26 protein-coding genes and 1 tRNA gene are annotated in these 25,342 nt (G+C 69.9%); 11 read left to right on the forward strand and 16 right to left on the reverse strand.

Translation table 11 applies throughout. The features are described from left to right. Positions 1 to 59: 59 nt before the first annotated feature. From ACXVUM_RS14400 to ACXVUM_RS14420, 5 genes are all read right to left on the reverse strand, one after another. On the reverse strand, positions 60 to 923 hold the full coding sequence (locus tag ACXVUM_RS14400; protein ID WP_458522459.1) for a type IV toxin-antitoxin system AbiEi family antitoxin domain-containing protein: 864 nt from the start codon (positions 921 to 923) through the stop codon (positions 60 to 62). Between the two features lie 96 nt (positions 924 to 1,019). Further along, on the reverse strand, positions 1,020 to 2,036 hold the full coding sequence (locus tag ACXVUM_RS14405; protein ID WP_458522460.1) for a beta-ketoacyl-ACP synthase III: 1,017 nt from the start codon (positions 2,034 to 2,036) through the stop codon (positions 1,020 to 1,022). Between the two features lie 102 nt (positions 2,037 to 2,138). Further along, positions 2,139 to 3,197, reverse strand: coding sequence for a beta-ketoacyl-ACP synthase III (locus ACXVUM_RS14410; protein ID WP_458522461.1), 1,059 nt, complete (start codon positions 3,195 to 3,197; stop codon positions 2,139 to 2,141). Positions 3,198 to 3,345: 148 nt separating this feature from the next. Beyond that, positions 3,346 to 3,912, reverse strand: coding sequence for an aminoacyl-tRNA hydrolase (gene pth, locus ACXVUM_RS14415; RefSeq protein ID WP_458522462.1), 567 nt, complete (start codon positions 3,910 to 3,912; stop codon positions 3,346 to 3,348). Next, on the reverse strand, positions 3,913 to 4,578 hold the full coding sequence (locus ACXVUM_RS14420; RefSeq protein ID WP_458522463.1) for a 50S ribosomal protein L25/general stress protein Ctc: 666 nt from the start codon (positions 4,576 to 4,578) through the stop codon (positions 3,913 to 3,915). It lies immediately after the preceding gene. Between the two features lie 326 nt (positions 4,579 to 4,904). Here ACXVUM_RS14420 and ACXVUM_RS14425 point away from each other — a divergent pair, with 326 nt between their 5' ends. Next, the gene (locus ACXVUM_RS14425; protein WP_458522464.1) at positions 4,905 to 5,390 is read left to right on the forward strand and encodes a limonene-1,2-epoxide hydrolase family protein; all 486 of its coding nucleotides are present in this window, start codon (positions 4,905 to 4,907) and stop codon (positions 5,388 to 5,390) included. A gap of 12 nt (positions 5,391 to 5,402) precedes the next feature. On the opposite strand, the gene arsC is transcribed toward ACXVUM_RS14425, so the two are convergent. Genes arsC through glmU form a run of 3 tightly spaced genes read right to left on the reverse strand, consistent with a single transcriptional unit; the run spans position 5,403 to position 8,251 of the window. After that, on the reverse strand, positions 5,403 to 5,753 hold the full coding sequence (gene arsC, locus ACXVUM_RS14430) for an arsenate reductase (glutaredoxin) (RefSeq protein ID WP_458522465.1): 351 nt from the start codon (positions 5,751 to 5,753) through the stop codon (positions 5,403 to 5,405). Between the two features lie 9 nt (positions 5,754 to 5,762). Then, complete coding sequence (locus ACXVUM_RS14435; RefSeq protein ID WP_458522466.1) at positions 5,763 to 6,740, reverse strand: ribose-phosphate diphosphokinase; 978 nt, start codon at positions 6,738 to 6,740, stop codon at positions 5,763 to 5,765. Beyond that, positions 6,737 to 8,251, reverse strand: coding sequence for a bifunctional UDP-N-acetylglucosamine diphosphorylase/glucosamine-1-phosphate N-acetyltransferase GlmU (gene glmU / locus ACXVUM_RS14440; protein ID WP_458522467.1), 1,515 nt, complete (start codon positions 8,249 to 8,251; stop codon positions 6,737 to 6,739). The genes ACXVUM_RS14435 and glmU overlap by 4 nt, the downstream gene beginning before the upstream one ends. A gap of 112 nt (positions 8,252 to 8,363) precedes the next feature. On the opposite strand from glmU, the gene fabG reads away from it, so the two are divergent. Both fabG and ACXVUM_RS14450 read left to right on the forward strand, forming a co-directional pair. Next, entirely contained in the window at positions 8,364 to 9,119 is a 756-nt protein-coding gene (fabG, locus tag ACXVUM_RS14445) for a 3-oxoacyl-ACP reductase FabG (RefSeq protein ID WP_458522468.1), read from the forward strand. 58 nt (positions 9,120 to 9,177) lie between these two features. Next, positions 9,178 to 9,249, forward strand: a tRNA-Gln gene (locus tag ACXVUM_RS14450). A gap of 28 nt (positions 9,250 to 9,277) precedes the next feature. Here ACXVUM_RS14450 and ACXVUM_RS14455 read toward each other — a convergent pair. Further along, the gene (locus tag ACXVUM_RS14455) at positions 9,278 to 9,691 is read right to left on the reverse strand and encodes a nuclear transport factor 2 family protein (RefSeq protein WP_458522469.1); all 414 of its coding nucleotides are present in this window, start codon (positions 9,689 to 9,691) and stop codon (positions 9,278 to 9,280) included. Between the two features lie 70 nt (positions 9,692 to 9,761). Here ACXVUM_RS14455 and ACXVUM_RS14460 point away from each other — a divergent pair, with 70 nt between their 5' ends. Further along, positions 9,762 to 10,415, forward strand: a complete 654-nt coding sequence (locus tag ACXVUM_RS14460) for a TetR/AcrR family transcriptional regulator (RefSeq protein WP_458522470.1) — start codon at positions 9,762 to 9,764, stop codon at positions 10,413 to 10,415. 15 nt (positions 10,416 to 10,430) lie between these two features. On the opposite strand, the gene ACXVUM_RS14465 is transcribed toward ACXVUM_RS14460, so the two are convergent. The 3 genes from ACXVUM_RS14465 to ACXVUM_RS14475 are packed head-to-tail and all read right to left on the reverse strand — an operon-like array spanning position 10,431 to position 12,517. Further along, positions 10,431 to 10,952, reverse strand: a complete 522-nt coding sequence (locus ACXVUM_RS14465) for an N-acetyltransferase family protein (RefSeq protein WP_458522471.1) — start codon at positions 10,950 to 10,952, stop codon at positions 10,431 to 10,433. Then, complete coding sequence (locus ACXVUM_RS14470; RefSeq protein ID WP_458522472.1) at positions 10,952 to 11,854, reverse strand: SDR family NAD(P)-dependent oxidoreductase; 903 nt, start codon at positions 11,852 to 11,854, stop codon at positions 10,952 to 10,954. The genes ACXVUM_RS14465 and ACXVUM_RS14470 overlap by 1 nt, the downstream gene beginning before the upstream one ends. A 33-nt stretch (positions 11,855 to 11,887) precedes the next feature. Then, a complete protein-coding gene (locus ACXVUM_RS14475) occupies positions 11,888 to 12,517 on the reverse strand; it encodes a pyridoxamine 5'-phosphate oxidase family protein (protein WP_458522473.1) in 630 nt (209 codons plus the stop codon). Between the two features lie 60 nt (positions 12,518 to 12,577). Here ACXVUM_RS14475 and mfd point away from each other — a divergent pair, with 60 nt between their 5' ends. After that, positions 12,578 to 16,234 carry a transcription-repair coupling factor gene (mfd, locus tag ACXVUM_RS14480; RefSeq protein WP_458522474.1) on the forward strand — a complete coding sequence of 1,219 codons (3,657 nt, stop codon included), beginning with the start codon at positions 12,578 to 12,580 and terminating at the stop codon, positions 16,232 to 16,234. Further along, entirely contained in the window at positions 16,231 to 16,908 is a 678-nt protein-coding gene (locus ACXVUM_RS14485; RefSeq protein ID WP_458522475.1) for a MazG family protein, read from the forward strand. Before mfd ends, ACXVUM_RS14485 begins: the two co-directional genes overlap by 4 nt. Here the strand turns inward: ACXVUM_RS14485 and ACXVUM_RS14490 are convergent, their stop codons facing one another. The 4 genes from ACXVUM_RS14490 to efeU all read right to left on the reverse strand — a co-directional run bounded on the left by ACXVUM_RS14490 (position 16,909) and on the right by efeU (position 20,784). Continuing rightward, positions 16,909 to 17,328, reverse strand: coding sequence for a hypothetical protein (locus tag ACXVUM_RS14490; protein ID WP_458522476.1), 420 nt, complete (start codon positions 17,326 to 17,328; stop codon positions 16,909 to 16,911). It lies immediately after the preceding gene. A 71-nt stretch (positions 17,329 to 17,399) separates the two neighbouring features. Further along, positions 17,400 to 18,674 (reverse strand): iron uptake transporter deferrochelatase/peroxidase subunit, encoded by a 1,275-nt coding sequence (gene efeB, locus ACXVUM_RS14495; RefSeq protein ID WP_458522477.1) that lies wholly within the window; start codon positions 18,672 to 18,674, stop codon positions 17,400 to 17,402. Beyond that, the gene (gene efeO, locus ACXVUM_RS14500) at positions 18,671 to 19,882 is read right to left on the reverse strand and encodes an iron uptake system protein EfeO (protein ID WP_458522478.1); all 1,212 of its coding nucleotides are present in this window, start codon (positions 19,880 to 19,882) and stop codon (positions 18,671 to 18,673) included. The genes efeB and efeO overlap by 4 nt, the downstream gene beginning before the upstream one ends. A 29-nt stretch (positions 19,883 to 19,911) precedes the next feature. After that, the gene (gene efeU / locus ACXVUM_RS14505; protein WP_458522479.1) at positions 19,912 to 20,784 is read right to left on the reverse strand and encodes an iron uptake transporter permease EfeU; all 873 of its coding nucleotides are present in this window, start codon (positions 20,782 to 20,784) and stop codon (positions 19,912 to 19,914) included. 162 nt (positions 20,785 to 20,946) lie between these two features. Here efeU and ACXVUM_RS14510 point away from each other — a divergent pair, with 162 nt between their 5' ends. From ACXVUM_RS14510 to ACXVUM_RS14530, 5 genes are all read left to right on the forward strand, one after another. Continuing rightward, positions 20,947 to 21,711, forward strand: a complete 765-nt coding sequence (locus tag ACXVUM_RS14510) for a lytic transglycosylase domain-containing protein (protein ID WP_458522480.1) — start codon at positions 20,947 to 20,949, stop codon at positions 21,709 to 21,711. Between the two features lie 139 nt (positions 21,712 to 21,850). Then, positions 21,851 to 23,137, forward strand: coding sequence for a phosphopyruvate hydratase (eno, locus tag ACXVUM_RS14515; protein ID WP_458522481.1), 1,287 nt, complete (start codon positions 21,851 to 21,853; stop codon positions 23,135 to 23,137). A gap of 8 nt (positions 23,138 to 23,145) precedes the next feature. Then, entirely contained in the window at positions 23,146 to 23,826 is a 681-nt protein-coding gene (locus tag ACXVUM_RS14520; RefSeq protein WP_458522482.1) for an FtsB family cell division protein, read from the forward strand. Further along, the gene (locus ACXVUM_RS14525; protein WP_458522483.1) at positions 23,823 to 24,404 is read left to right on the forward strand and encodes a DUF501 domain-containing protein; all 582 of its coding nucleotides are present in this window, start codon (positions 23,823 to 23,825) and stop codon (positions 24,402 to 24,404) included. The genes ACXVUM_RS14520 and ACXVUM_RS14525 overlap by 4 nt, the downstream gene beginning before the upstream one ends. After that, positions 24,401 to 25,339: a Ppx/GppA phosphatase family protein gene (locus ACXVUM_RS14530; protein ID WP_458522484.1), complete on the forward strand. Its 939-nt coding sequence runs from the start codon at positions 24,401 to 24,403 to the stop codon at positions 25,337 to 25,339. The genes ACXVUM_RS14525 and ACXVUM_RS14530 overlap by 4 nt, the downstream gene beginning before the upstream one ends. Positions 25,340 to 25,342 lie beyond the last annotated feature (3 nt).

A 25,342-nucleotide genomic window follows, 5' to 3' on the forward strand; every position in this document is an offset into this window, starting at 1 on the left:
ACTCGACGCCCGTTCCGTCCCGATCCGTAGCAGTTCGTGTCGTCAGGCGACACGAACTGCTACGCAGCACGTCGGAGAGCGTGGCGGAGCACGGCGATCACGTGGTCGGGTCGCTCGGTGAGGTCTGCCCACGTGAAGCGCAGAACGGTCCACCCTGCGGCAACCAGGGCGTTCTGGCGGGTCCGATCACGCTGGAACGCCTCGGCGCCGGAATGGAACGCGAAACCGTCGATCTCCACGACGAGTCGCGCGTCGTCGAACAGTATGTCGCCTGCGTATCCGACTGCCGGGGCGTTGGCCGTCCAGCCGGAGATGCCTGCCTCCTCCAACAATCGGTGCGCAATCCTCTCGGCCTCCGAGCGGGCGCCGGAGAGACAGGCATCGATGATCGCAGTGGCTCGGCCGGCACCCCGCCGAGAGGGGTAGCGCCCGTGCACGGCGACGACCTCTTCGAGCGTCACCATGCGCCGCAGGAGCGCTCTGTCGAGTACCTCGGCGCCGTGGGTGACAGATGCTTCGAGGGCGGCCAAGGGCCGCGACACGATTGTGAGACCGTCGACGGTGACGACGTCGGCCGGATCGAGGTCACGGCTGACAACGGACGCGACGGTGCGCCGGCCCCCGTGATGGCCCCTCGGAACGCACACGGTGACCTGAGTCGGCGCGCGATCGAGCATCCGGAACCACCATGCCGCGGAGGCGCCGTGCACGACGGCGCGCTCGCCCGCGTCGGCCCGGCCGACTCGGATCCGGGCCCGGTCGCCCATGCGGCGGTCCGAGGCGAAGTACACACCACGACCGACGTGACGCCACTCGCCGCTGCGGACGCGTCGACGGACCGCCGATCTGTCGAGACCCGAGGAAGCGGCTTGGGCGAGGGTGATGACTCCGTCGTTCGCGGCCAGGACCTCTCTCAGCTCCACGTGACATTGGACGCCGAGGATGTCGATCCGGTTCCAGACGGCCAGATCCGTAGCAGTTCGTGTCGGCAGACGACACGAACTGCTACGGATGGGCGATCACTCGAAGGGGACCGGGGGGAGTTTGACGACCTGGGAGGCGTAGCTGAGGCCGGCGCCGTAGCCGAGGAGGAGAGCCGTCTGGCCGGGCTTCGCGCGACCGGTCGAGAGCAGGTTCTCCATCGCGAGGGGGATGGACGCGGCGGAGGTGTTGCCGGTGAACTCGATGTCGTCGGCGACGACCGTGCCCTCCTTGAGGTGCAGGTTCTTCGCGAGCAGCTCGTTGATGCGGGCGTTGGCCTGGTGCGGGATGAAGACGTCGAGGTCCTCGGAACCGACCTTGGCGGCCTCGAGCGCGCGCTGCGCGGCCTTGCCCATCTCGAACGCGGCCCACCGGAAGACCGAGGTGCCCTCCATCCGCAGGAACGGACGCTGCTTGCGGTCGCCGTCGAGGAAGGTCACCCAGTCGAAGTCCTGCCGGATCGCGTTGTACTGCGAGCCGTCGGATCCCCACACGACAGGGCCGAGCTGCTGGTCGTCGGTCGGACCGACGACGACCGCGCCGGCACCGTCACCGAAGATGAAGCAGTTGCCGCGGTCGGTCATGTCGAGGGTCACCGACAGCTGCTCGGCGCCGATGACCAGCACGTGCTGTGCGCTGCCGCCGCGGACCATGTCCGACGCGAGCGCCATGCCGTAGCCGAAGCCCGCGCACCCGACGGTCACGTCGAAGGCCGGTACACCGTTCGCCCCGAGCTCGGTGGCGACCTTCGTCGCACCGGCCGGCGTCAGCAGCAGGTGGGTGTTGGTGGCGAGGATGACCGCGTCGATGTCGGACCCCTGCAGCAGGGCGTTGGCGATCGCGGTACGACCGGCCGCCACGGCCATCTGCGTGACGTCCTCGTCCCGGCGCGCGAAGCGTCGGGTCTTGATGCCGGTGCGGGTGTAGATCCACTCGTCCGAGGAGTCGATCTGCTCGCAGATCTCCTCGTTGGTGACCACCCGTTCGGGCCGGTACGCACCGATCCCGAGCATGCCGATGGTGTTGATCCCCGTGGTCTCCGCGATCGCGGTCATCTCCGTGGTCCTTTCGTCGCCCCGTAACACTGTCGCAGCTGAACCCCCGGGTGTTAACCCCGTCACCGAACCGGCAGCTCACCCCGGCCGGGTAGCAGTGTCCTACAGGCTGGTCTCGACGGGTGCCGGCGGGAGGGTGACGACCTGCCCGGCGTAGCTCAGGCCGGAACCGAACCCGAGCAGCAGTGCGGTCTGGCCGCCCTTCGCCTTGCCGGTCGCCAGCATCTCCTCCATCGCCAGCGGGATCGACGCCGCGGAGGTGTTGCCGGTCTGCTCGATGTCGTTGGCCATCGGGATGTCGTCGCGCAACCCGAGGTTCTTCTTCATCAGCTCGTTGATGCGGGCGTTGGCCTGGTGCGGGACGAAGACCTCGATGTCGTCGGCGGTGATGCCGGACTCCTCGAGCGTGCTCGACAGGGCCTTGGGCAGGGCGATGGCCGCCCAGCGGAAGACGCGGGAGCCCTGCATGGTGACGACCATCCGGTCCAGCGGCGCCTCGGCGGGGTCGAGCGACTGCATCTCCTGCGCCCGGTCCATGTACTCGATGATGTCGTAGCTCTGGCCGATGGCCTCGCCGTTCTCGCCGTCGCTGCCCCACACGGTCGGGGAGATGCCGTTCTCCTCGCTCGGTCCGACGACGACGGCACCGGCCCCGTCGCCGAAGATGAAGGCGGTGTTGCGGTCGGTCGGATCCAGGACGATCGAGAGGGTCTCGACGCAGATCAGCAGGACGTACTCGGTGGAGCCGGAGCGCACCATGTCGGCGGCGAGACCCAGGCCGTAGCCGAACCCGCTGCAGCCCGACGCGAGATCGACGGCGGGGACTCCGTTGATCCCGAGGTCGTAGGCGATCTGCGGTGCACCGTGCGGGATCTTCGTCTTCCAGCTCAGGGTCGACAGCAGGACGGCGCCGATCTTCTCGCGCGGCACACCGGAGTTGGTGATCGCCCGTTCCGCAGCGGCCACGGCCATCGACCGCGCCGACTCGTCACCGGAGATCCAGCGACGACTGCGGATGCCGGTCCGCTCGTAGATCCACTCGTCCGTCGAGTCGAGCGTCTGACAGATCTCGTCGTTGGTGACCACTCGGCTCGGGCGGTACGCGCCGATTCCCAGCATCGCGACGTTCTGGCGGCCGGTGTTGCTCTTGATGGTGGCCATGTTCCCCCACTCACTCTCCCCGCTGGCGCGGTGATCGATGTCGGTGTCCCCGTACCAGCGGGGTCATTGTCGCCTGTGTGTCGTCGCCGGGCCGGCGGTTGTCACACGTGCGGTGCTCCGGTGCGCGGCGGTGTGGTCGTGTTGTGACTCACCACGCATGCACCGTGTTCTGCGCGTCCTCGAGATCGCGGGTGAGGACCAGGTCGACGGCGTCGACGCCGTTGGTCACCAGCAACTCCACCTCGGCGCGATCGGCCGCGGGGAACGGTTTGAGGACGAAGTCGGCCGGGTCCATACGGCCCGGCGGCCGACCGATCCCCAACCGCACCCGCAGGTAGTCGCGGGTGCCCAGCGACGAGCTGATGGACCGGAGCCCGTTGTGTCCGCCCTCGCCGCCACCGCGCTTGAGCCGCACCAGGCCGAAGTCGATGTCGAGCTCGTCGTGCAGCACGACGACATCGGCCGGTGCGACCTTGTGGAAGGAGGCGAGGGGCCCGACCTGGCGGCCCAGCTCGTTCATGAACACGCGGGGCCGCGCGACGACCACCGGCTCGTCGCCGATGCGCAGCGACGCCACCTCGGCGCCGGACTTCTTGTGGACCCGGTACCGCTCGCCGGCGCGGGCGACCAGCGCATCGGCCACCATCGCGCCGATGTTGTGGCGCGTGGCGGCGTAGCGGGGGCCGGGATTGCCCGCGCCGACGATCAGTCGCACCTACTCGTCGTCGGACTTCTCGTCGGCGGCGTCGGCGTCGCCCTCGGCGGACTCGCCGGCCTCGTCCGACTCGTCGGGCAGCAGGTCCTGATCGAGCTCGGCCTCGAGGTCCTGGCTGGTCGGCGCGGCGTTGACGGCGACGATGAGGGTCTCCGGGTCGGTCTGCAGGGTGACACCGGTCGGCAGGTCCAGGTCGGCGGCGGTGACCTGGAGGCCGACCTCGGCGTCCTCGACCGACACGACGAAGCCGTCGGGGATCGACATGACGTCGGCCTCGACCTCGATGTAGTTGAGCTCCTGGGTGACGAGGGTGCCCGGGGCGGCCTCGCCCTCGACGGAGACGGTGACCTCGACGACGACCTTCTCGCCACGGGTGATGACGAGGAGGTCGGCGTGCTGGATGAAGTTGCGGACCGGGTGCACGTCGACCTGCTTGGTCAGGGCGAGCTGCGTGGTGCCCTCGATGTCGAGCTCGATGACGGCGTTGGTGCCGTTGGCGCGCAGGATCGCGGCGAACTCGAGCTGCGGGAGCGCGAGGTGGCGGGGATCGGAGCCGTGGCCGTAGAGCACCGCGGGGACCTTGCCCTCGCGGCGCGCACGGCGTGCTGCGCCCTTGCCGCGCTCGTCACGCAGTCCGACGGTGAGCTGGGGGGTGTCGTTCGCCATGGTTCTCCTCGATCCGGTGGTGGCTGGTCCGCACGGACACGGCAGCGGACACCGGAGAGGTCGGGGACGGACCCGGTGCAGCCGCGCCGATGACGGTGGGAACCGGCCCACCCTCGCCGTGACAACGTCGGCAAGGGTACTGCAGCGCCGCGTCCCGTGTCACATCGCCTCCGGACCCCGCGGCCTCTCGACCAGTGCGTTTCCCAGGCTGTCCTCAGGGACTGTTCGCCGGGTGGACACGTCGAGTTGGCGCCGGTGTCGCGCTGCGCGCGGACCATGGACGTCCCACGGGGACACCCGTACGGCCGTCGAGGGAGGTGATCGCGATGACGTCGATGCAGCACTGCCTGTTGTGGTCGGCGGAGGACGTGGCGATCCGGTTCCTGGAGTCGTTGGCCGTGGGGGACGCCGAGATCGCCCGCCATCTGCTCGCCCCGGAGGTCCGCTACCGGTTCGCCGGCGTGCGGATCGGGCGTGGTCGTGAGCAGGTGTCGCAGGTCCTGCAACGGTTCGCGGGCGGGGTCGGCCGGTTCGACGTCGCGATCCACGACGTGACGGCGGATCCGCCCGACGACGTCTCGTCGCAGCCCCGGGCGGGTGCCGTCGACGTCGTGCGCACCCTGAGGACGGATCACCTGCGCGTCGGTCCGGTCCATCTGCAGTTCGCGGTGCGGGGGATGGCGCGGATCCGCGACGGGAAGATCGCGGCCTGGGAGGACAGCGTCGACGCCGGCGTGATGGCCTCGGCGGTCGCGCGAGGGGTGGCGGGCATCGTCGCACCGGGTGTTCGTCCACACCTCCCGCGCGTCTGACGGTCCCGGGGGCTAGAGGATCTCGTCGACGGTCTCGACGGGTCGCGCCAGCCGGGTCCCCTTGTCGGTCACGACGAACGGCCGTTCGATGAGCCGGGGATTGTCGGCCATGGCGTCCAGGAGTGCGTCGTCGCCGGCGTCGGCCAGTGACAGTTCGGAGAACAGCGCCTCGCGGCGACGGACAGCTTGGGACGGGGTCAATCCGGCGTCGGAGATCATGCGCGCCAACTGATCTCGTGTAGGCGGAGTCTTCAGGTACTGCACCACCTCCGGCTCGATGCCGGCGTCACGCAGCCGCTGCAGCGTCTTGCGCGACGTCGAGCACTGCGGGTTGTGGTAGATCCGCGCTGCCGGTGCCGACACGAGGGGACCTCAGGCCACGCCGTCGAACAGGCTTGTGACCGAACCGTTCTCGAAGACCTGATGGATGGTCTGCGCGAGCAGCGGCGCGATCGAGAGCACCGTGAGGTTCTCGAACTGCTTGTCCGGTGTGATCGGCAGGGTGTCCGTCGCGATGACCTCCTTCGCGCCGCAGGTGGCGAGGCGCTCGGCCGCCGGGTCGGAGAAGACGCCGTGGGTGGTGGCGATGATGACGTCGCCGGCTCCGGCGTCCTTGAGGACGCGGACCGCGCCGGCGATGGTGCCGCCGGTGTCGATCATGTCGTCGATGAGCACACAGATACGACCGTCGACCTCGCCGACCACGCGGTTCGACTTGACCTGATTGGGCACCAAGGGATCTCGCGTCTTGTGGATGAACGCGAGCGGTGCGCCGTTGAGGGCGTCGGCCCACTTCTCGGCGACGCGCACGCGGCCCGAGTCGGGGGAGACGACGGTGACGTTGTCGGTGCCGTAGTGCTCGCGTACGTACTCGGCCAGCTGGCCCTGCGCGTGCATGTGGTCGACGGGGCCGTCGAAGAAGCCCTGGATCTGGTCGGTGTGCAGGTCGACGGTGATGATGCGGTCGGCGCCGGCGGTCTTCAGCAGGTCGGCGACGAGGCGAGCCGAGATCGGTTCGCGCCCACGGTGCTTCTTGTCCTGACGGGCGTAGGGGTAGAAGGGCAGGATCGCGGTGATGCGCTTGGCCGACCCGCGCTTGAGCGCGTCGATCATGATGAGCTGCTCCATCAGCCACTTGTTCAGCGGCGCGGGGCAGCTCTGGAGCACGAAGGCGTCCGATCCGCGGACCGAGTCCTCGAAGCGCACGAAGATCTCGCCGTTGGCGAAGTCACGCGCGGTCTGCGGCGTCACCTGGATGCCGAGCTCCTTCGCGACGGCCTCCGCGAGTTCGGGGTGGGCGCGACCGGAGAACAGCATCAGGTTCTTCTGGTTGTCGGTTGTCCAGCTCACTGCTCGTCCGCTTCCTGTTCGTCCTGTGTGCCCGCGTCCCGCGCGCGTCGCGCCGCCTGTGCGGCGGCGGTGCCGGGTCGCCGGTCCTCGACCCAGCCCTCGATGATCCGTTGTTCCCCTGACGAGACGGCGAGTGCACCCGGGGGCACGTCTCGCCTGAGCACCGTACCGGCACCGGTGTAGGCACCATCACCCACGGTCAGCGGCGCGATGAACATCGTGTCCGACCCCGTGCGGCAGTGCGAGCCGATCACGGTGCGGTTCTTGGTGACCCCGTCGTAGTTGACGAAGACGCTGGACGCCCCGATGTTCGAGTGGTCGCCGATCGTCGCGTCCCCGACGTAGGTGAGGTGCGGCACCTTCGTGCCGGCGCCGATCGTCGAGTTCTTGGTCTCGACGAACGTGCCGATCTTTCCGTCGGCGCCCAGGACGGTGCCCGGGCGGAGATAGGCGAACGGGCCGACCTGCGCGTTGTCACCGATCACGGCCTCACTGCCGTGGGTACGGATGACCTGCGCGCCCTCGCCGACGGTGACGTCGGTGAGCGTGGTGTCGGGCCCGACGACCGCGTGTTCGCCGACGACGGTGCGTCCGTGCAGCTGGGTCCCCGGCAGCAGGGTGGCGTCGACCTCGACACGGACGTCGATGTCGACCCAGGTGGTGGCCGGGTCGACGACGGTCACCCCGGAGCGCATGAGGTCCGCCAGGATGCGTCGGTTCAGTTCGGCGCCGAGCTCGGACAGTTGCAGCCGGTCGTTGCACCCGGCGACCAGCGCGGCGTCCGCCAGATGGGCGGCGCGCACCGTGCGGCCCTTGGTTCGGGCGAGCGCGACCACGTCGGTCAGGTACAGCTCGCCCTGGGCGTTGTGCGTGCCCAGCTCGGTCAACGCCTCCGCCAGTACCCGCGCGTCGAACGCGTAGACGCCCGAGTTCACCTCGGTGATCCGCTTCTGCTCCGGGCTGGCGTCGGACTCCTCGACGATCTGCGTGACCTGTCCGTCCTGGGTGCGCAGCACGCGGCCATAACCGGTCGGGTCGGCGGCAGTGGATGTCATCACCGTGACGTGTGCGCCGGCCGCGCGGTGTTCGTCGCGCAGGGCGGCGAGCGCCGCGGCCGTCAGGAGCGGGACGTCGCCGGCGGTGACGAGCACGGTGCCGTCCATGTCGTCGGGGAGTGCGGTCATCCCCGCCGCGACCGCACCTCCGGTGCCGTTCGGGACCTCCTGAACCGCCGTGGTGACCGGGCGCCCGAGGTCGTCGGCGAGGTCGTCGCAGGCCGCGGCGACGCGTTCACGGTCGTGGCCGACGACGGCGACGAGGTGGTCGGGGTCGACCCCGGCGGCCGCGTGCAGAGCATGGGCGAGCAACGTGCGCCCGCCGATGCGGTGGAGGACTTTCGGGATGGACGACCGCATGCGCGTCCCCGCCCCCGCGGCGAGGACGAGGACCGCGACCGAACCGCCGTCCGGGACGGCGTCGTCGCTGCGGTCCCCGGGTGTCGTCACTGACATCGAACTCCTGTCATGCGCCCCTCGGGCCGGGCGCGCGGGGGCGATGTTACGCACTGATAGAACTAGGTGAGGCCAGGGCGGCCACCAGATCAGTCGAGGAGAGAAGGTACCGGTGAGCGAGCGCAGAACGGCAATTGTGACGGGTGCGGCACGAGGTATCGGGGCGGCGGTCGCGAAGCGTCTGGCGTCGGACGGTCTGGCCGTCGGGGTGTTGGATCTCGACGCCGACGCGTGCTCGGGCACGGTGGAGGCGATCACCTCGGCGGGCGGCTCGGCGATCGCCGTCGGTGCCGACGTGGCCGACGAGGCGTCGGTGGAGGCGGCCGTCGAGAAGGTCGCCTCCGAGCTGGGTGCCCCGACGGTGCTGGTGAACAACGCCGGCATCACGCGCGACAACCTGCTGTTCAAGATGACCGTCGAGGACTGGGACGCGGTGCTCGGCGTCCACCTGCGCGGTGCGTTCCTGATGACCCGCGCGGTGCAGAAGCACATGGTCGAGGCCAAGTGGGGTCGCGTGGTGAATCTGTCGAGCACCTCGGCGCTCGGCAACCGCGGCCAGGTCAACTACTCCGCGGCCAAGGCCGGCATGCAGGGCTTCACCAAGACGCTCGCGTTCGAGCTCGGGAAGTTCGGTGTCACCGCCAACGCGATCGCGCCCGGGTTCATCGAGACGGAGATGACGGCCAAGACCGCCGAGCGTCTCGGTGTGCCGTTCGAGGACTTCAAGGCGTTCAACGCCAAGGAGATCCCGGTGCAGCGCGTCGGCCAGCCCGAGGACATCGCGCACACCGCGTCGTTCTTCATCAGCGAGGGCGCCGGGTTCGTCTCCGGCCAGGTCGTCTACGTCGCGGGTGGGCCCAAGGACTGACACCACCGTCGACGCGTCGGACGTGCCACAATCTCCATCGGCACGTCCGGCGCGCCGTTCCCCCATGGTGTAATCGGCAACACTTCTGATTTTGGTTCAGGCATTCCAGGTTCGAGTCCTGGTGGGGGAGCACTACTCAGGCCTCCGAGCGAGGTCGATCAGTGCATGAAGCACTTCTCCTCGACGCGGCTCGTGATGCGCCAGCGGCCGTCGATGCGGCGGTAGGTGTCGTGGTACCAGACGCCGACGGTGAGGACTCCGGCGTCCTCACCGGCGAACACCATCGGGTTGAAACACATGACGGTCCCGGTGGCCTCGTCGCCGTCGATGTGCAGGTCGATGTTCGCGTTCAGGTGGTAGTAGGCGGAGAACAACGCCAGGTTCTCGCGCAGCCACGGGACGATCTCCGCGGGTGTCCCGACAGCCCCGCCGACGGCGGAGTAGTCGATGTGGGCGGCCGCGGTGAAAATCTCGTGCAGGTCGTCGAAACGTCGCCGATCGACGGCGGTCGCATAGTCGGTGAGCAGCTGCTGCAGTTCGAGTCGGTCGGAGATCTCCTGCACACTGAGCATGGAGTCACCGTAGTGGGCCGGACCCGGGGCGTGGAACACGTTCTCGTCCGGCCCTAACCTGGAGGAGACGATGGCCGTCGACCGACCCGCCGACGCCGAGCGCGAGGTCCGCGCCGCGCCGCGAGCCCGGATGACCGGTGCCCAGCGCCGACTGCAGTTGATCGAGGTCGCCCGCGGCCTCTTCGCCGAGCGTGGATACGAGGGCACCTCGGTCGAGGAGATCGCGCAGCGAGCGGCCGTGTCGAAGCCGGTCGTCTACGAGCACTTCGGCGGCAAGGAGGCGCTCTACGCCGTCATCATCGACCGAGAGATGGAGACCCTGCTCGAGCGCGTCACGTCGTCGTTGACGAACAACCGCTCGCGGTTCCGCGTAGAGCAGGTCGCCCTGGCCCTGCTCACGTACATGGAGGAGCGGACCGACGGATTCCGGATCCTCGTCCACGGGTCACCGGCGACCGGCGGCGACGCCAAGTACTCCAGCCTTCTCAACGACGCGATCAGTCAGGTCGAACATCTCCTCGCCGAGGACTTCGAGCGGCGAGGCTTCGACGCCTCGCTGGCCCCGCTGTACGCGCAGGCACTCGTCGGGATGGTGTCGGTGACGGCGCAGTGGTGGCTCGACGTCCGCGAACCCTCGAAGGAGGTCGTCGCGGCACACCTGGTCAACCTGTGCTGGAACGGCCTGACCCACCTGGAGATCGACCCCCACATGGGCGAGGGCTGATCGACCGCACAGCGCTCAGGTGCCGGGGACCTCGTATTGCAGTACGGCACAGTCGATCCAGCGGTCGAATTTCCAGCCGATCCGGCGCAGGGTGCCGGTCCGCTCGAAACCGAACCGCTCGTGCAGTCGGATCGAGGCATCGGACTCGATCACCGAGATCACCGCGACCACCCGCCGGACCGACTCCGTGTCGAGGTCGGTGAGCAGGGCCTGCAACATCGCCGACCCCAGACCCCGACCGGTCGCGTCGGGTCGCAGATAGATGCTGTCCTCGGTGGTCCAGTCGTAGGCGGTCTTGGTCCGGAAGTCGCCGAGGTAGGCGTAACCGATCACGTCGGCACCGGCGGGTGCGTCCGAGTCGACCGCGACGAGGAACGGCCGGCCACGTCCGGTGATGGCGGCGTGCCGGGAGCGCCACTCCTGCACGCTCGGTGAGGTGTGATCGAACGTGATGACCGTCTGCTCGACGTAGTGCGTGTAGATCGCCGCCACCTGCTCGAGGTCGTCGGGCACCGCGGGGCGGATGTCGACGGTCATCACGACACCTCGGTCGCGATCGGGAGGTCCGAGCCCGTCTGCGCGGCTGCGGCCTCCCAGAGCAGGCCTGCCGCGCGCAGATCCGACGCGGCCTGCGACCGTCCGACGAGCGCAGGAGCGCCCCGGATCCCGCGCCTGCTCGGCCCGACGAACGACCCGGGCGGCACCGGCATCACCGCGGCGTAGAGTTCGCAGTCGGCGGCGCGTTCGGGGGTGTTGGCGATGCGGCCGGCGGCCCAGATGACCCCGTCGTTCACCGCCTGCAGCGGGGTGAGGCTGGTGATCTCGGTGGCCGCGACACCCGGGTGGACCAGGATCGCCGACACCGGTGATCCCGTCGCCCGTAGCCGACGGTCGAGTTCCAGTGCCCACTGCGCGTTGGCGAGTTTGGAGTCGGCGTAGGCACGCTTCTGCGACCACCGACGGCGTTGGTAGTGCAGATCGGTCGGGTCGACCACTCCCAACCGGTGCGTGATCGACGTCACGACGACGACGCGGTCGCGGATGCGCGGCAGCAGCGTGTTGGTGAGCAGGAACGGCCCGAGCAGGTTGGTCGCCATCCCCGACTCGAAACCGTCGGCGGTGTACTCCGGCGTCGCCGGGATGATGCCCGCGTTGTGCAGCACCACGTCGATGTCGTCGATGGTGTCGGCGAAACGCAGGATCGAGTCACGATCGGTGAGGTCGAGTTCCCGCCCGGCGACCGGGCCGGAGGTGTCGGCGGCGATCCTGGTCGCCACCGCCGTCGCCGCATCCGCCGATCGGCCCGTCACCACGACGTGCGCGCCGGCCGCGGCCGCCGCCTGTGCGGTCGCGAGTCCGATTCCCCGGGTGCCCCCGGTGACGACGATGGTGCGGCCGTCGAGGCGGGGCATCTGCGCCGCGGTCCAGGTGGAGGTCATGGGGCGAACGATATCCCCGACGGCCGGCCCGGTTCAGTACAGGAGGCGACGGTAGTTGTCGTCGCTGTAGCGCTCGCGGAGCTCGTCGAGGTCGTCGCCGCTGATCGCGTGCGCGATCTCCGCCGGGCTCGGCAGGGCGCCGGGTTCCCAGGTGTCGGGCTCCCACAGGTGGGCACGCATGAAGGCCTTGGCGCAGTGGAAGAACACCTCCTCGACGTCGATCTCCACGGCCAGGATCGGACGTCTGCCCTGCACCCGCATCGCGTCGAAGTACGGGGCGTCGGCGACGATCCGTGCCCGGCCGTTCACCCGCAGCGTGTCGCCGCGACCCGGGACGAGGAACAGCGTCCCCGCGTGCGGGTTGTCGAGGATGTTGCGGTACCCGTCGACCCGGCGGTTGCCGGGCCGCTCGGGGATCGCGATCGTGCGGTCGTCGAGGACGTGGACGAACCCCACGGGATCACCCTTCGGTGAGGCGTCGACCCGGCCGTCGGAGTCGACGGTCGACAGCACGACGAACGGCGAGGCGGCGATCCACTCGCGGTGGACGTCGGCGAGCCGCGGTCGGACCTTCGTGGCGGCGCGCTGGTTCGGCAGGCCGACGATGGCCTCGAGCTGCTCGGTCGAGGTGACGGTGTGGTCGGTGGGGTCCGAGATCGTCATGGGGTCATGGTCGCACCGCCGGTGTCGGGACGACGAGGTGTTTTCACTAGGATGGACAGAGTGCCATCCACTCTGGCCGTGGGCTCACCGCTCGCCGGTCTCACCGAGATCGCCTGCACCGACCCCGCCATCGCGCAGATCCGCGATCGCCTCGGCCGACCGCAGCTCGACATCGTCGCGCCCGACGCGGCGCGCCCCTTCCTGCTCGCCGCCGCGGCCGCCGACGACCGGCGTGCGCCGATCCTCGTCGTGTCCGCGAACGGGCGTGAGGCAGAGGACCTGACGGCCGAGCTGCAGGCCATGCTCGGCGACGGTGTCGTCGACTTCCCGTCCTGGGAGACGCTGCCGCACGAACGGCTCTCGCCGAGCGCGGACACCGTCGGCCGCCGTCTGCAGGTGCTGTACCGCCTGTCGCACCCGGACGACGCCGGATACGGGTCACCCGTGCGCGTGGTGGTGACGACGGTGCGATCGCTGATCCAACCGATGGCCCCGGACGCCGGGACGATCGAGCCGATCGTGTTGCGGGAGGGCGCCGAGTTCGACTTCGACGACCTGCTCGCCCGCCTCGTCGAGCTGGCCTACACCCGCGTCGACATGGTCGGCAAGCGCGGCGAGTTCGCGGTACGCGGCGGCATCCTCGACGTCTTCCCCTCGACCGCCGACCACCCGGTCCGTGTGGAGTTCTGGGGCGACGAGATCACCGAGCAGCGTGCGTTCGCCGTGGCGGACCAGCGCAGCCAACCCGAGGTCGACGCCTCCCTGGTCCATGTGCACCCGTGCCGCGAGCTGCTCCTCGGCGAGCAGGTCCGGGCGCGGGCCGCCGCACTCGCCGACGCCGCATCCGACGACCGTGCGACGGCGGAGATGTTCGCCAAGGTCGCCGAGGGGATCCCCGTGGAGGGGATGGAGGCGCTCATCCCGGCCCTGGTCGACGCCCGCATGCGGCTGCTCGCCGAGGTGATGCCCGACGGCACCCACATCGTCGTGCTCGACCCGGAGAAGGTGCGCACGCGCGCCGCCGACCTCTCCGCGACGGGGCTGGAGTTCCTGGAGGCGTCGTGGACCGCCGCAGCGGCCGGCGGCGACGCCCCGCTCGACTCGTCGTCGGCCGGATCGTCGCTCGGCGGTGTCGACCTGCAGGCCAGTGCCTACCGGTCGCTCGACGAGGTGCGCGACATCGCTCTCGCCGCGCAGCGTCCGTGGTGGACGGTCACACCGTTGGCGACCGGACCCGAGGCGGACGAGACGACCGTCACCGTCGACGTCTCGCCCGGCCCGGCGCCCCGCGGCAGTGAGGACGAGGTCGCGACGACCTTCGCGTCGCTGCGCGCGCACGTCAGCACCGGTGGGCGCGCCGCGATCGTGGTGCAGGGCAAGGGGACCGCCCAGCGCTACCGCGAACGCCTGGGCGAGGCGGAGGTGCCCGCCGCAGTCGTCGACGAGGGCGCTGTGCCCGACGAGGGCGTCGTCTCGGTGATGTGCGGTCCGCTGCGGCACGGGATCGTCTGTCCGGGAGCGGGACTCGTCGTGGTGTCCGAGGCCGACCTCACCGGCACCCGGGTGGCCGCGGCGGGCGACGGCAAACGCATGCCCGCCAAGCGCCGCAACACCGTCGACCCGTTGGCTCTGTCCGCCGGTGATCTCGTCGTGCACGACCAGCACGGCATCGGCAAGTTCGTCGAGATGATCGAACGGACGATCGGCGGCGCCCGTCGTGAGTATCTCGTCCTGGAGTACGCCGCATCGAAGCGCGGACACCCCGGTGACCGACTGTTCGTGCCGATGGACTCGCTCGACCAGCTGTCCCGGTACGTCGGGGGTGAGCAGCCGTCGCTGTCTAAGCTGGGTGGCTCGGACTGGCAGAACACGAAGCGCAAGGCTCGCAAGGCGGTTCGTGAGATCGCCGGCGAGCTCGTCGCGCTGTACGCGGCCCGCCACGCCGCCCCGGGCCACGCCTTCGCGCCGGACACGCCCTGGCAGGCCGAGATGGAGGACGCGTTCGGGTTCACCGAGACCGTCGACCAGATGACGGTCATCGGCGAGGTGAAGTCGGACATGGAGAAGGCCGTCCCGATGGACCGCGTCATCGTCGGTGACGTCGGGTACGGCAAGACCGAGATCGCCGTCCGCGCCGCGTTCAAGGCCGTGCAGGACGGCAAGCAGGTCGCGGTCCTGGTGCCGACGACCATTCTCGCGCAACAGCATCTGCAGACGTTCACCGAGCGGATGTCGGGGTTCCCGGTGCGGATCCGCGGCCTGTCGCGGTTCACCGACGCCACGGAGTCCCGCGAGATCATCGACGCGATGGCCGAGGGCGGCGTCGACATCGTCGTCGGCACCCATCGGTTGCTGCAGACCGCCGTGCGGTGGAAGGACCTCGGACTCGTGATCGTCGACGAGGAGCAGCGGTTCGGCGTCGAGCACAAGGAACACATCAAGTCGCTGCGGACCCACGTCGACGTCCTCACCATGTCGGCGACACCGATCCCGCGCACGCTCGAGATGTCCATGGCGGGCATCCGGGAGATGTCGACGATCCTCACCCCGCCCGAGGAACGTCACCCCGTGCTGACGTATGTCGGTGCGTACCAGCCGAAGCAGGTCGCCGCGGCGATCCGTCGGGAGCTGCTGCGCGACGGGCAGGTGTTCTACGTCCACAACCGCGTCAGCTCCATCGACCGCACCGCGAAGCAGGTGCAGGACATGGTCCCCGAGGCGCGGGTCGTCGTCGCGCACGGCCAGATGAACGAGGATCAGCTGGAACGCACCGTCGCCGGGTTCTGGAACCGCGAGTACGACGTGCTGGTGTGCACCACCATCATCGAGACCGGCCTGGACATCTCCAACGCCAACACCCTCATCGTCGACCGGGCCGAGGCGCTGGGCCTGTCGCAGCTGCACCAGCTGCGGGGCCGGGTCGGACGCAGTCGCGAGCGCGGGTACGCCTATCTGCTGTACAGCGGCGAGAAGCCGCTCACCGAGACCGCCTACGACCGGCTGTCGACGATCGCCCAGAACAACGAGCTCGGTGCGGGGATGGCGGTGGCGCTGAAGGATCTGGAGCTGCGCGGCGCGGGCAACGTCCTCGGGGCGGAGCAGTCGGGTCACGTCGCGGGCGTCGGTTTCGACCTCTACGTGCGGCTCGTCGGTGAGGCCGTCGAGGCCTATCGCGCCGCCGCCGACGGCCAGCCGATCGCGAGCGAGGAGTCGAAGGAGGTCCGCATCGACCTCCCGGTCGACGCGCACATCCCCGCCGACTACGTCGACTCCGACCGGCTCCGACTGGAGGCGTACCGCAAGCTCGCCGCAGCGACCTCCGACGACGACGTGCGTGCCGTCGTCGACGAGATGCTCGACCGTTACGGCCCGCTGCCCGAGGAGGTCTCGCGACTGGTGTCGGTGGCGAAGCTGCGGATCCTGGCCCGCGAACGCGGTGTCACCGAGGTCGGCATGGCGGGGACCGGGGTGAAGATCGCCCCGCTCGACCTGCAGGACAGTCAGCAGATCCGGGTGAAGCGCGTGTTCCAGGGGTCGACCTACCGCGCGACGACGCAGGTGCTGACGGTCCCTGTCCCGCGCACCTCCGGTCTCGGCAGTGCCCGTGTGCGCGACGTCGAGTTGATCCAGTTCGTCGCCGATGTGCTGTCGGTCGTCAGCGGCAACGACCCCGGCTCCCGGGACATGCGCGGTCCCGTCGTCACCGAGGCCTCGTGACCACCCCGCGGCCCCGGTCGGGGGAGGCGCTGCTCGACGCCGTCGCCCTGATGGACCGCTTGCGCCGCGTCGGACCCTGGGAGGGCGCGCAGACCCACGACTCGCTGCGGCGATACCTGCTCGAGGAGACCTACGAGCTGCTCGACGCCATCGAGGCCGGCACCCGTGACGATCTCGTCGAGGAGTTGTCGGACCTGTTGCTGCAGGTGCTGTTCCACGCGCGTATCGGCGCCGACCGCGACGACGACCCCTTCGACATCGACGACGTCGCCCGCGCCTTCACCGACAAGATCTCCCTGCGCTCGTCGGGTGTGCTCGCCGGTGAGACCGACCTCGCGACGCAGATCGCGCAGTGGGAGGAGAACAAGGCAGCGGAGAAGCATCGTGACTCGGTGCTCGACGGGGTCCCCACCGCGCAACCCGCTCTCGCGTTGACGCAGAAGGTGATCGAACGCCTCGACTCGGCGGGATTCCCCCGTGGCCTGGTCCCGGAGTCGCTGTTGACCGTGCATCTCGCCGCCGACCTGGCCGCCGACGGTGAGTCCAGCGTCGAGGACCGCCACCGCACCCGCGTCGTCGCCTTCATGGAACAGGTCCGCACCGCCGAGTCGGCGTTGCGATCTGCCGGCGTCACCGCCCCCGACGCCGACGACTGGCGCCGCGCGCTGGGCTGATCACTCGTCGGTGTCGGGCGGGTCGTGGCGGAGGATGTCGTCGGCGGGCAGCCACAGCGGGATCTCGGTGAAGCGTTCCTGCCACGACGGGTAGGCCGGTCGCACCCACACCTGGGTGTCGTCGAGCTGGGTGAGCACCACACGTCGCCACCGCCAGTCCGGTTGCGGCCGTTCGAGGTCGGTCCCGCGGGTGATCGGTGTCGGCATCAACGCCCAGCACCGGTCGCTGAGTGACGCGAGGCCCCGCGCCACCAGGACGTCGTGCGCCTGGTCGAACTCGACGCCGTGTGCGACCGGTTGTCCGACGGGGTTCACCGCGTCGACGAGGTCGTCGTCGCGGTCGCTGACCGTCCATCCGACGATCTCCCCGTCCGACGGACGGCGCACCGGCAGTCGACTGCGCCACCGATCGAGATCCACACGTCCACGCTACCGACGTCGGATCCGATGCAATTCTTCCCGCTCGGCGGGAACATCTGCACCCGATGGGATCAGGACTCGAAGAGTCGTTGCCCCCACCACTCGCCGGAGCCGAGGCCGGGCGGGCAGGCGAAGAGGGCGCTGCCGTTGTGGGTGAGGTACTCCATCATCGCGTCCTTCGACGCCAGCGCCCGCTGCATGGGGACGAACTGGGCGCCGGGGTCGCGGCAGTAGGCGATGAAGAAGAGGCCGGCGTCGAGGTGACCGAACCCGTCGGAACCGTCGGTGAAGTTGTACCCGCGCCGCAGGATCTGGACGCCGCCGAGGTTGTCGGGGTGGGCGAGGCGGACGTGGGCGTCGCGGGGGATGACGGGACCGTCCCCGGTCGCGATCGAGAAGTCCGGCGTGTCGTTCTCCTGCGACATCCCGAGCGGCGCACCGACACCCTTCGTGCGGCCGACGATGGCCTCCTGCTCGGCGAGGTTGGCGCGATCCCACGGTTCGATGTCCATCCGGATCCGCCGGGCGACGAGGTAGGACCCCCCGGCCATCCACGACGCGGCGCCGGGGACGTCGGCCGGGTCGACCCACACCCATCGGTCCAGCACGTCGGTCTGGTCCGCACGGATGTTCGCGGTCCCGTCCTTGAACCCGAACATGTTCCGCGGGGTCTGCTGCGACGATGTCGTGCTCGACGTCCGTCCGAAGCCCAGCTGCGACCACCGCACGCTGACCACCCCGAATCCCATCCGGGCGAGGTTGCGGATCGCGTGGACCGCGACCTGCGGGTCGTCCGCGCAGGCCTGCACACAGATGTCGCCGTAGCTGCGCGACGGTTCGATCGCGTCCTTGGCGAACGTCGGCAGGTCGACCAGCGCGGCCGGTCGTCGCTCGCCGATGCCGAAACGGTCGGGCCGTTCGGGGTCGGAGGCGCTCGGACCGAACAGCCCCGGACCGAAACCGACGGTGAGCGTGAGCGACGACGCGGCGAGACCCAGGGCCTCGCCGGTGTCCGCGGGCGGCATGTACTCGCCGTGGTCGACGGCGCCGCCCTCGACGGTCTCCTGGCCCCGCGTCATCCGCTCGGCCGCGGCGGTCCACCGCTTCAGCATGTCGATCAGGTCGGCACGTGAGTCGGTGATGACGTCGAACGAGGCGAAGTGCAACCGGTCCTGGGCGGCGGTGGTGATGCCGGCCTGTCGTGCACCCCGGAACGGGACGACGCCCGGTGTCGACGAGGTGTCGTCGACCGTGCTGCGGCCCACCGCGACACCCGCCGCGGCGGCCGCGACGACCCCGGCACCCGCACCGCCGAGCAGTGCCCGGCGTGAGAACCCGCCGCTCACTGTTGCAGGACCAACCCCGGCACCTGGCTCAGCGACTGCGACAACGCGTCGATCTGGTCGGAGAGTGCCTTGCGCTTGTCCTCGGGGACGGTGTCGTAGGAGGCGTAGCCGTCACCGGAGCGGAATGCGTTGATGTCGGCGCGGATCGCGGCGAACTGCTGCGTGATCTTGTCCATCAGCGCCGGGTTCTTCGCGGAGATGATCGGCTGCATGTCGGCGATCAGGGTCTCCGACCCGTCGATGTTCGCGGCGAAGTCGTAGAGGTCGGTGTGGGAGTAGCGATCCTCCTCGCCGCCGACCTTCGTCGCGGCGACCTCGTCGACGAGGGCCTGGGGGCCCTTCACGAACGACTGCGTCTCGAACGTGAAGTCGGGCTTGTCCACCTCGGTCTGCAGACGTCCGACGTCGGTGTTCAGCTGACGCGCGATGCCGTCGATGTTCTGCTTGGTGTCGGTGGCCTTCGCGTTCGCCAGGTCGGCGGGGGCGACGTCACCGGGCTGCTCGCCGACGTCGGCCTGCTGCGGGGGCCACAGGAACCGCTCGAGGCGGTGGAACCCGGTGAACGGATCGGCACCGTCGGCGGTGTCGTCCCAACGCATGTCGATCGCGGGGTCGAGATCCGGGAACGACTCGGCGACCGGCTCGATGCGCTCGTAGAACGTGCGGGTGAGACCGAACTGCGCACGCGCCGCGTCGAGGTTGCCGGCGATGATCTCGTCGGTGAACGACTTCGTCTGTGCGGCCAGACCGTCGAGCTGCCCCCGCACGTAGGTCAGGTACGTCGCCTTGGCCTGCTGCACACTGGCGGGGACCTGCGACTTCTCCTTCTTCTCCCCGGACACGGTGAGCTGCTTGCGGATCCCGTCGCCGACCATCCCGGGCTTGCAGGCGGTCTGGTAGGTGCCCGGGTCGACGATCTCGACGGTGAGCTTGCCCGTGAGGCCGGGCCCGATGTTCTCGACCTCGCCGAGGACGCGGTTGTTGTTGCCGTACACGTAGAACTCGGTGACCTTGTCACCGTTGTTCGTGACCGCGAAATCGACGGTGCCCGTGGACGCCTGCGCTCGTGAGAGGTCACACGACGAGTCGGTCGACGTGACGGCGATGGCACCGTCGGACGTCGACGATTTCGCCGTGCAACCTGCCGTCAGCGCGACGGCGGCGATCGCGGCGCACGCCGCGGAGGTGGTGACGACGCTTCGCTTCACCGGTGGTGCCTTTCTCGACGGTCGACCGCTCAGGCGGCCGGGACGGGGGTGCTCGCGGAGTCGGGACGGACGCGCGACGCGGGGGAGGGACGGAAGAAGAGGGTCATCACGACGGCCAGGTACACGCACCAGGCGACGACCTGGCCCAGCGTGGGGTCGGGGCGGAAGTTGAAGATGCCGGCCAGAAGCGTGCCGTACCAGGAGGACTGGTCGTACACCGACGAGATGTCGAAGGCGCGCGTGCCGAGCCCCGGGAGCCAGCCGACGGTCTGGATCGCCCGGACGCCGTAGGCGAGGATCCCGGCGGCCACGACGACGAGGAAGGCGCCGGTCCAGGTGAAGAACTTCTGCAGATCGATGCGGACCGTGCCCTGGTAGAGCCCGATGGTGATGACGACCGCGACCAGCACCCCGACGACCAGACCGACCAGCGGCCAGCTGCTCCCGGAGGTGTTCTCGGCGTACCCGACCATCAGCAGGGCCGTCTCGAGGCCCTCGCGGCCCACCGCGAGGAAGGCGAGGAGAAGGACCGCGGGTGCGCCGAGCTGCAGGGCGCGGCCCATCCCGGCCTTCAGATCCGAGGAGATGTGTGCGGCCGCGCGCCGCATCCACAGGACCATGCCCGTGACGATGACGACCGCGACCAGCGATGCCACGCCGGCGACCGCCTCGGCGGCGAGACCGGAGATGGTGGAGGTGCCGTAGTGGATGCCGGCGAAGACGGCCAGCACCATGACGACCGCGGCACCGACCCCGAGCCACACCCAGCGGAGGGCGTCGCGGCGATCCGACTTGACCAGGAAGGCGACGAGGATCATCACGACGATGCCGGTCTCGAGGCCCTCGCGGACCCCGATGAGGCCGCTGCCGAGCAACTGGGAGGTGACCGAGGGAGTGCTCACGGTTCGACCCCTTCCGGCCACGGACGAGAGAGCTTAGGCTGCACAACCTTCGGTTAGGCTGGCCTCAGCGGACAGTACCCCTCCGCGGCGTGGGAACCATAATCACCGCCCAGAAGTTGGCAGGCTGAGCCCGTGAACGTCGGGCACAGGAGGGGTGAGGAGATGCCGGGCACTCGCCGTCGGGCACCGCGACGCGTCGTCGGGTCGGCCGCATCGGTCGTCGTGGTCGTCGGCATCGCGCTCGGCGCGACGGCATGCGTCGACCTCCCGGGCCGGCCCTCGGTCGACATCCCCGACGGGATCCCACCCGGTCCGGGCGCCGCGGTTCCCTACCTCGAAATCAACGCCCCCGGACGCACCGCCGACCGCCTCGACGCCTGGGCCCGCCCGCTCGCGTCCGGCACCGGGATCCCGCTGATCGCGCTCGAGGCCTACGGCAACGCCGCCGAGATCCAGCGTCAGCAACACCCCGAATGCGGCATCGCCTGGACCACCCTCGCCGGGATCGCCGGCGTGGAGAGCAAACACGGCACCTACCGGGGTGCACGGATAGCCCCGAACGGCGACGTCAGCCCGCCCATCCGCGGGGTGAAACTCGACGGCACCGCGGGCAATCTCACCATCCGTGACACCGACGGCGGGACGATGGACGGCGACGCCGAGCACGACCGCGCGATGGGTCCCTTCCAGTTCATCCCCGAGACGTGGAAGCGGTACGGCGTCGACGCCAACGGCGACGGTGTCGCGAACCCGGACAACATCGACGACGCGGCGCTGTCCGCGGCCCGGTACCTGTGCGTCTCCGGCGGCGACCTGACCACACCCGAGGGCTGGCAGAAGGCCGTGCGTGTGTACAACAACTCGCGCAAGTACGTGCTCGACGTCCGTGACCACGCCAACGCGTACTCGGTGAACGTCCGTTTCTGACCATCTGCGAGGGATGGGGTGACCCGCCCGGGCGAGTCCGACCGGTCACGTCGACCCCCACGCACTAGTCTTTGACGCGACACGACCCCGGCCTACCGATGCGGCCGGGAGGGGCGCGCATTACGAAAGGTGAGGTCACGTGGCGATCATCGAGCAGGTCGGGGCCCGCGAGATCCTCGACTCCCGGGGCAACCCGACCGTCGAGGTCGAGGTGGCACTCGAGGACGGCACGTTCACCCGGGCGGCGGTGCCGTCGGGTGCGTCCACCGGTGAGCACGAGGCCGTCGAACTCCGCGACGGCGGCGAGCGCTACGGCGGCAAGGGCGTCATGAAGGCCGTCGAGGCGGTCCTCGGTGACATCGCACCCGCGGTCATCGGCATCGAGGCCGACGACCAGCGGGTCGTCGACCAGGCTCTCCTCGATCTCGACGGCACCGCGGACAAGAGCCGGCTCGGCGCGAACGCCCTGCTGGGCGTGTCGTTGGCCGTCGCCAAGGGTGCCGCCGAGTCCGCCGGGCTGCCGCTGTTCCGCTACCTCGGCGGTCCGAACGCGCACATCCTGCCGGTGCCGATGATGAACATCCTCAACGGTGGCGCGCACGCGGACACCGGTGTCGACGTCCAGGAGTTCATGGTCGCGCCGCTCGGTGCGCCCACCTTCAAGGAGGCACTGCGCTGGGGTGCCGAGGTCTACCACGCGTTGAAGTCGGTGCTGAAGTCGAAGGGTCTGGCCACCGGACTCGGTGACGAGGGCGGCTTCGCCCCCGACGTCGCCGGCACGACCGCCGCGCTGGAACTCATCAGCGAGGCGATCGGCACGACCGGTCTGCGCCTCGGTGCCGACGTCGCTCTCGCCCTCGACGTCGCCGCGACCGAGTTCTACACCGCCGGTACCGGATACGCCTTCGAGAAGAAGACCCACTCGGCCGAGGACATGGCCGCGTTCTACGGTCAGCTCATCGGCGACTTCCCCCTCGTCTCCATCGAGGACCCGCTCGACGAGAACGACTGGGACGGCTGGGTCGCCCTCACCGACTCCATCGGTGACCGCGTCCAGCTCGTCGGCGACGACCTGTTCGTCACCAATCCCGAACGCCTCGAGCAGGGCATCAACCGCGGTGCGGCGAACGCGTTGCTGGTCAAGGTCAACCAGATCGGCACGCTGACCGAGACGCTCGACGCCGTCGCGCTGGCCCACAACAGCGGCTACAAGACGATGATGAGCCACCGGTCGGGCGAGACCGAGGACACCACCATCGCCGACCTCGCGGTCGCCTGCAGTTGCGGTCAGATCAAGACCGGTGCCCCGGCGCGCAGCGAGCGCGTCGCGAAGTACAACCAGTTGCTGCGCATCGAGGAGCAGCTCGGTGACGCTGCCCGCTACGCCGGTGACCTGGCCTTCCCGCGGTTCTCGTTCGAGGGCTGACGACTCCCATGGCACAGCGACGCTCCGGATCGCGCGGACGGGACGGCCGGTCGGCCGGGTCGTCCGCGCGTCGGCGCGTCGACGACCGCCGCTCCACCGGCCGCCGCCCGGAGAACCGGTCGGGGGAGGGGCGTCGTCGCACCTCCCGACACGAGGTCGTCGACGACGCGCTCGGTCCCGACCCGCTCGACGCGGTACAGGCCGCCGACGACTCCGGCGAGGACACCACACCCACGGTCGTCGAGGCGCGGGAACGGTCGCGACCGGTCGTGGCGACCCGCCGACGTGTCCCGGCCTCACTCGAGCATCTGACCGTCGGTGGGTTGAGCCCGAAGAAGGCCGTCCTCCTCGCGCTGGTGATCAGCGCCGTCGCGTTGACGCTCGCGGTGCCGTTGCGCACGTACTTCGCGCAGCGATCGGAGGCCGAGCAGCTGCGGTCGGCGAACGCGACGATCAGCCGTCAGGTCGCCGACCTGCGGAAGAAGGTCGACGAACAGAACGACCCCTCCTACATCCGGGAACAGGCACGGCAACGTCTGAACTTCGTGATGCCCGGTGAGACGCCGCTCGTCATGCAGTACCCCGCGCCACCCGAGAAGTCCGAGGACCAGAAGCGGGCGGAACGGCAGGCGTCGAACCCCTGGTACACGAATCTGTTGGACGCGGTGTCCACGCCGGCGGGGCAGTGACCTCGACCCCAGGACATCCGGGGTCGCAGGACCCGACAGCCGAGGACCTGGCGGTCGTCGCCGCGCAGCTCGGCCGGGAACCCCGCGGAGTCCTCGCCATCAGCTACCGCACGCCCGACGGCGTCCCGGCGGTGGTGAAGACCGCACCACGACTGCCCGACGGCACCCCGTTCCCCACCCTCTACTACCTCACCGACCCCCGGCTCACCGCCGAGGCGAGTCGTCAGGAGTCCGCCGGGTTGATGCGTCGGATGACCGCGCGGTTGCAGTCCGATCCGTCTCTCGCACAGGCATATCGGCGGGCGCACGAGAGCTACCTCGCCGAGCGGGACGCGATCGACTCGCTCGGCACCACGTTCTCCGGCGGCGGGATGCCGGACAGGGTGAAGTGTCTGCACGTGCTGATGGCGCATGCGCTCGCGAAGGGACCGGGCGTCAATCCCCTCGGGGACGAGGCTGTCGCCGTCGCCGCGCGGTCGCCGCACCTGCGCGGCGCGGCCCTTCCCGACGACTGGCCCGACGACATCCCCGACGACGACATTCCCGACGACGACAGCCTCGAGGAGGACACACCGTGACGGTGGTGGGTGCGGTCGACTGTGGGACCAACTCGATCCGTCTGCTGGTGGCGCGGCGTGTCGACGGCGTGCTCACCGACCTGCACCGCGAGATGCGGGTCGTGCGGCTCGGCGAGGGCGTCGACGCCACCGGGCGATTCACCGAGGGGGCGCTTGCCCGCACCCGCGAGGCGCTCGAGGACTACGCGGAGATCATGCGTCAGCACGAGGTCGAGGCCGTGCGCATGGTCGCGACGTCGGCGACGCGCGACGCCGCGAACCGAGACGTCTTCTTCGACATGACGCGGGAGGTCCTGGCCCCGGTCGTCGCGGGTGCGGTGGCCGAGGTGATCACCGGTGACGAGGAGGCGCGTCTGTCGTTCGCGGGTGCCGTGGGCGAGTTCGAGGCGACCGACGGGCCGTTCGTCGTCACCGATCTCGGTGGCGGGTCGACGGAGGTGGTGCTCGGTGTCGGCGGTGAGGTCGTCGCGGCGCGATCGGTGAACATCGGATGCGTCCGCCTCACGGAGCGTGTCCTGGCCTCGGACCCGCCGACCGCGCAGGAGGTCACCACCGCGCACGAGGTCGCGCGGGGTGAGCTGCAGGCCGCGTTCGACGAGGTCCCGGTGGACCGAGCGCGCACCTGGGTGGGGGTCGCGGGGACCATGACGACACTGGCGGCGCTGGCCGCTGACCTGCCCGCCTACGACGCGGACCGCATCCACCGGATGCGTGTGCCGATGGACCGTCTGCGTGAGGTGTGTGAGGGTCTCGTCGGGATGACGCGCGACGAGCGCGCGGCCCTGGGGCCGATGCATCCGGGTCGTGTGGACGTCATCGGCGGCGGGTCGATCGTCACCCTGGAGCTGGCGCGCGAATTCGCCGACCGCGCAGGGATCACGGAGCTCGTCGTCAGCGAGAAGGACATCCTCGACGGGATCGCCCTGAGCGCCTGACCT

The sequence above is a fragment of the Williamsia sp. SKLECPSW1 genome, from assembly GCF_054332755.1.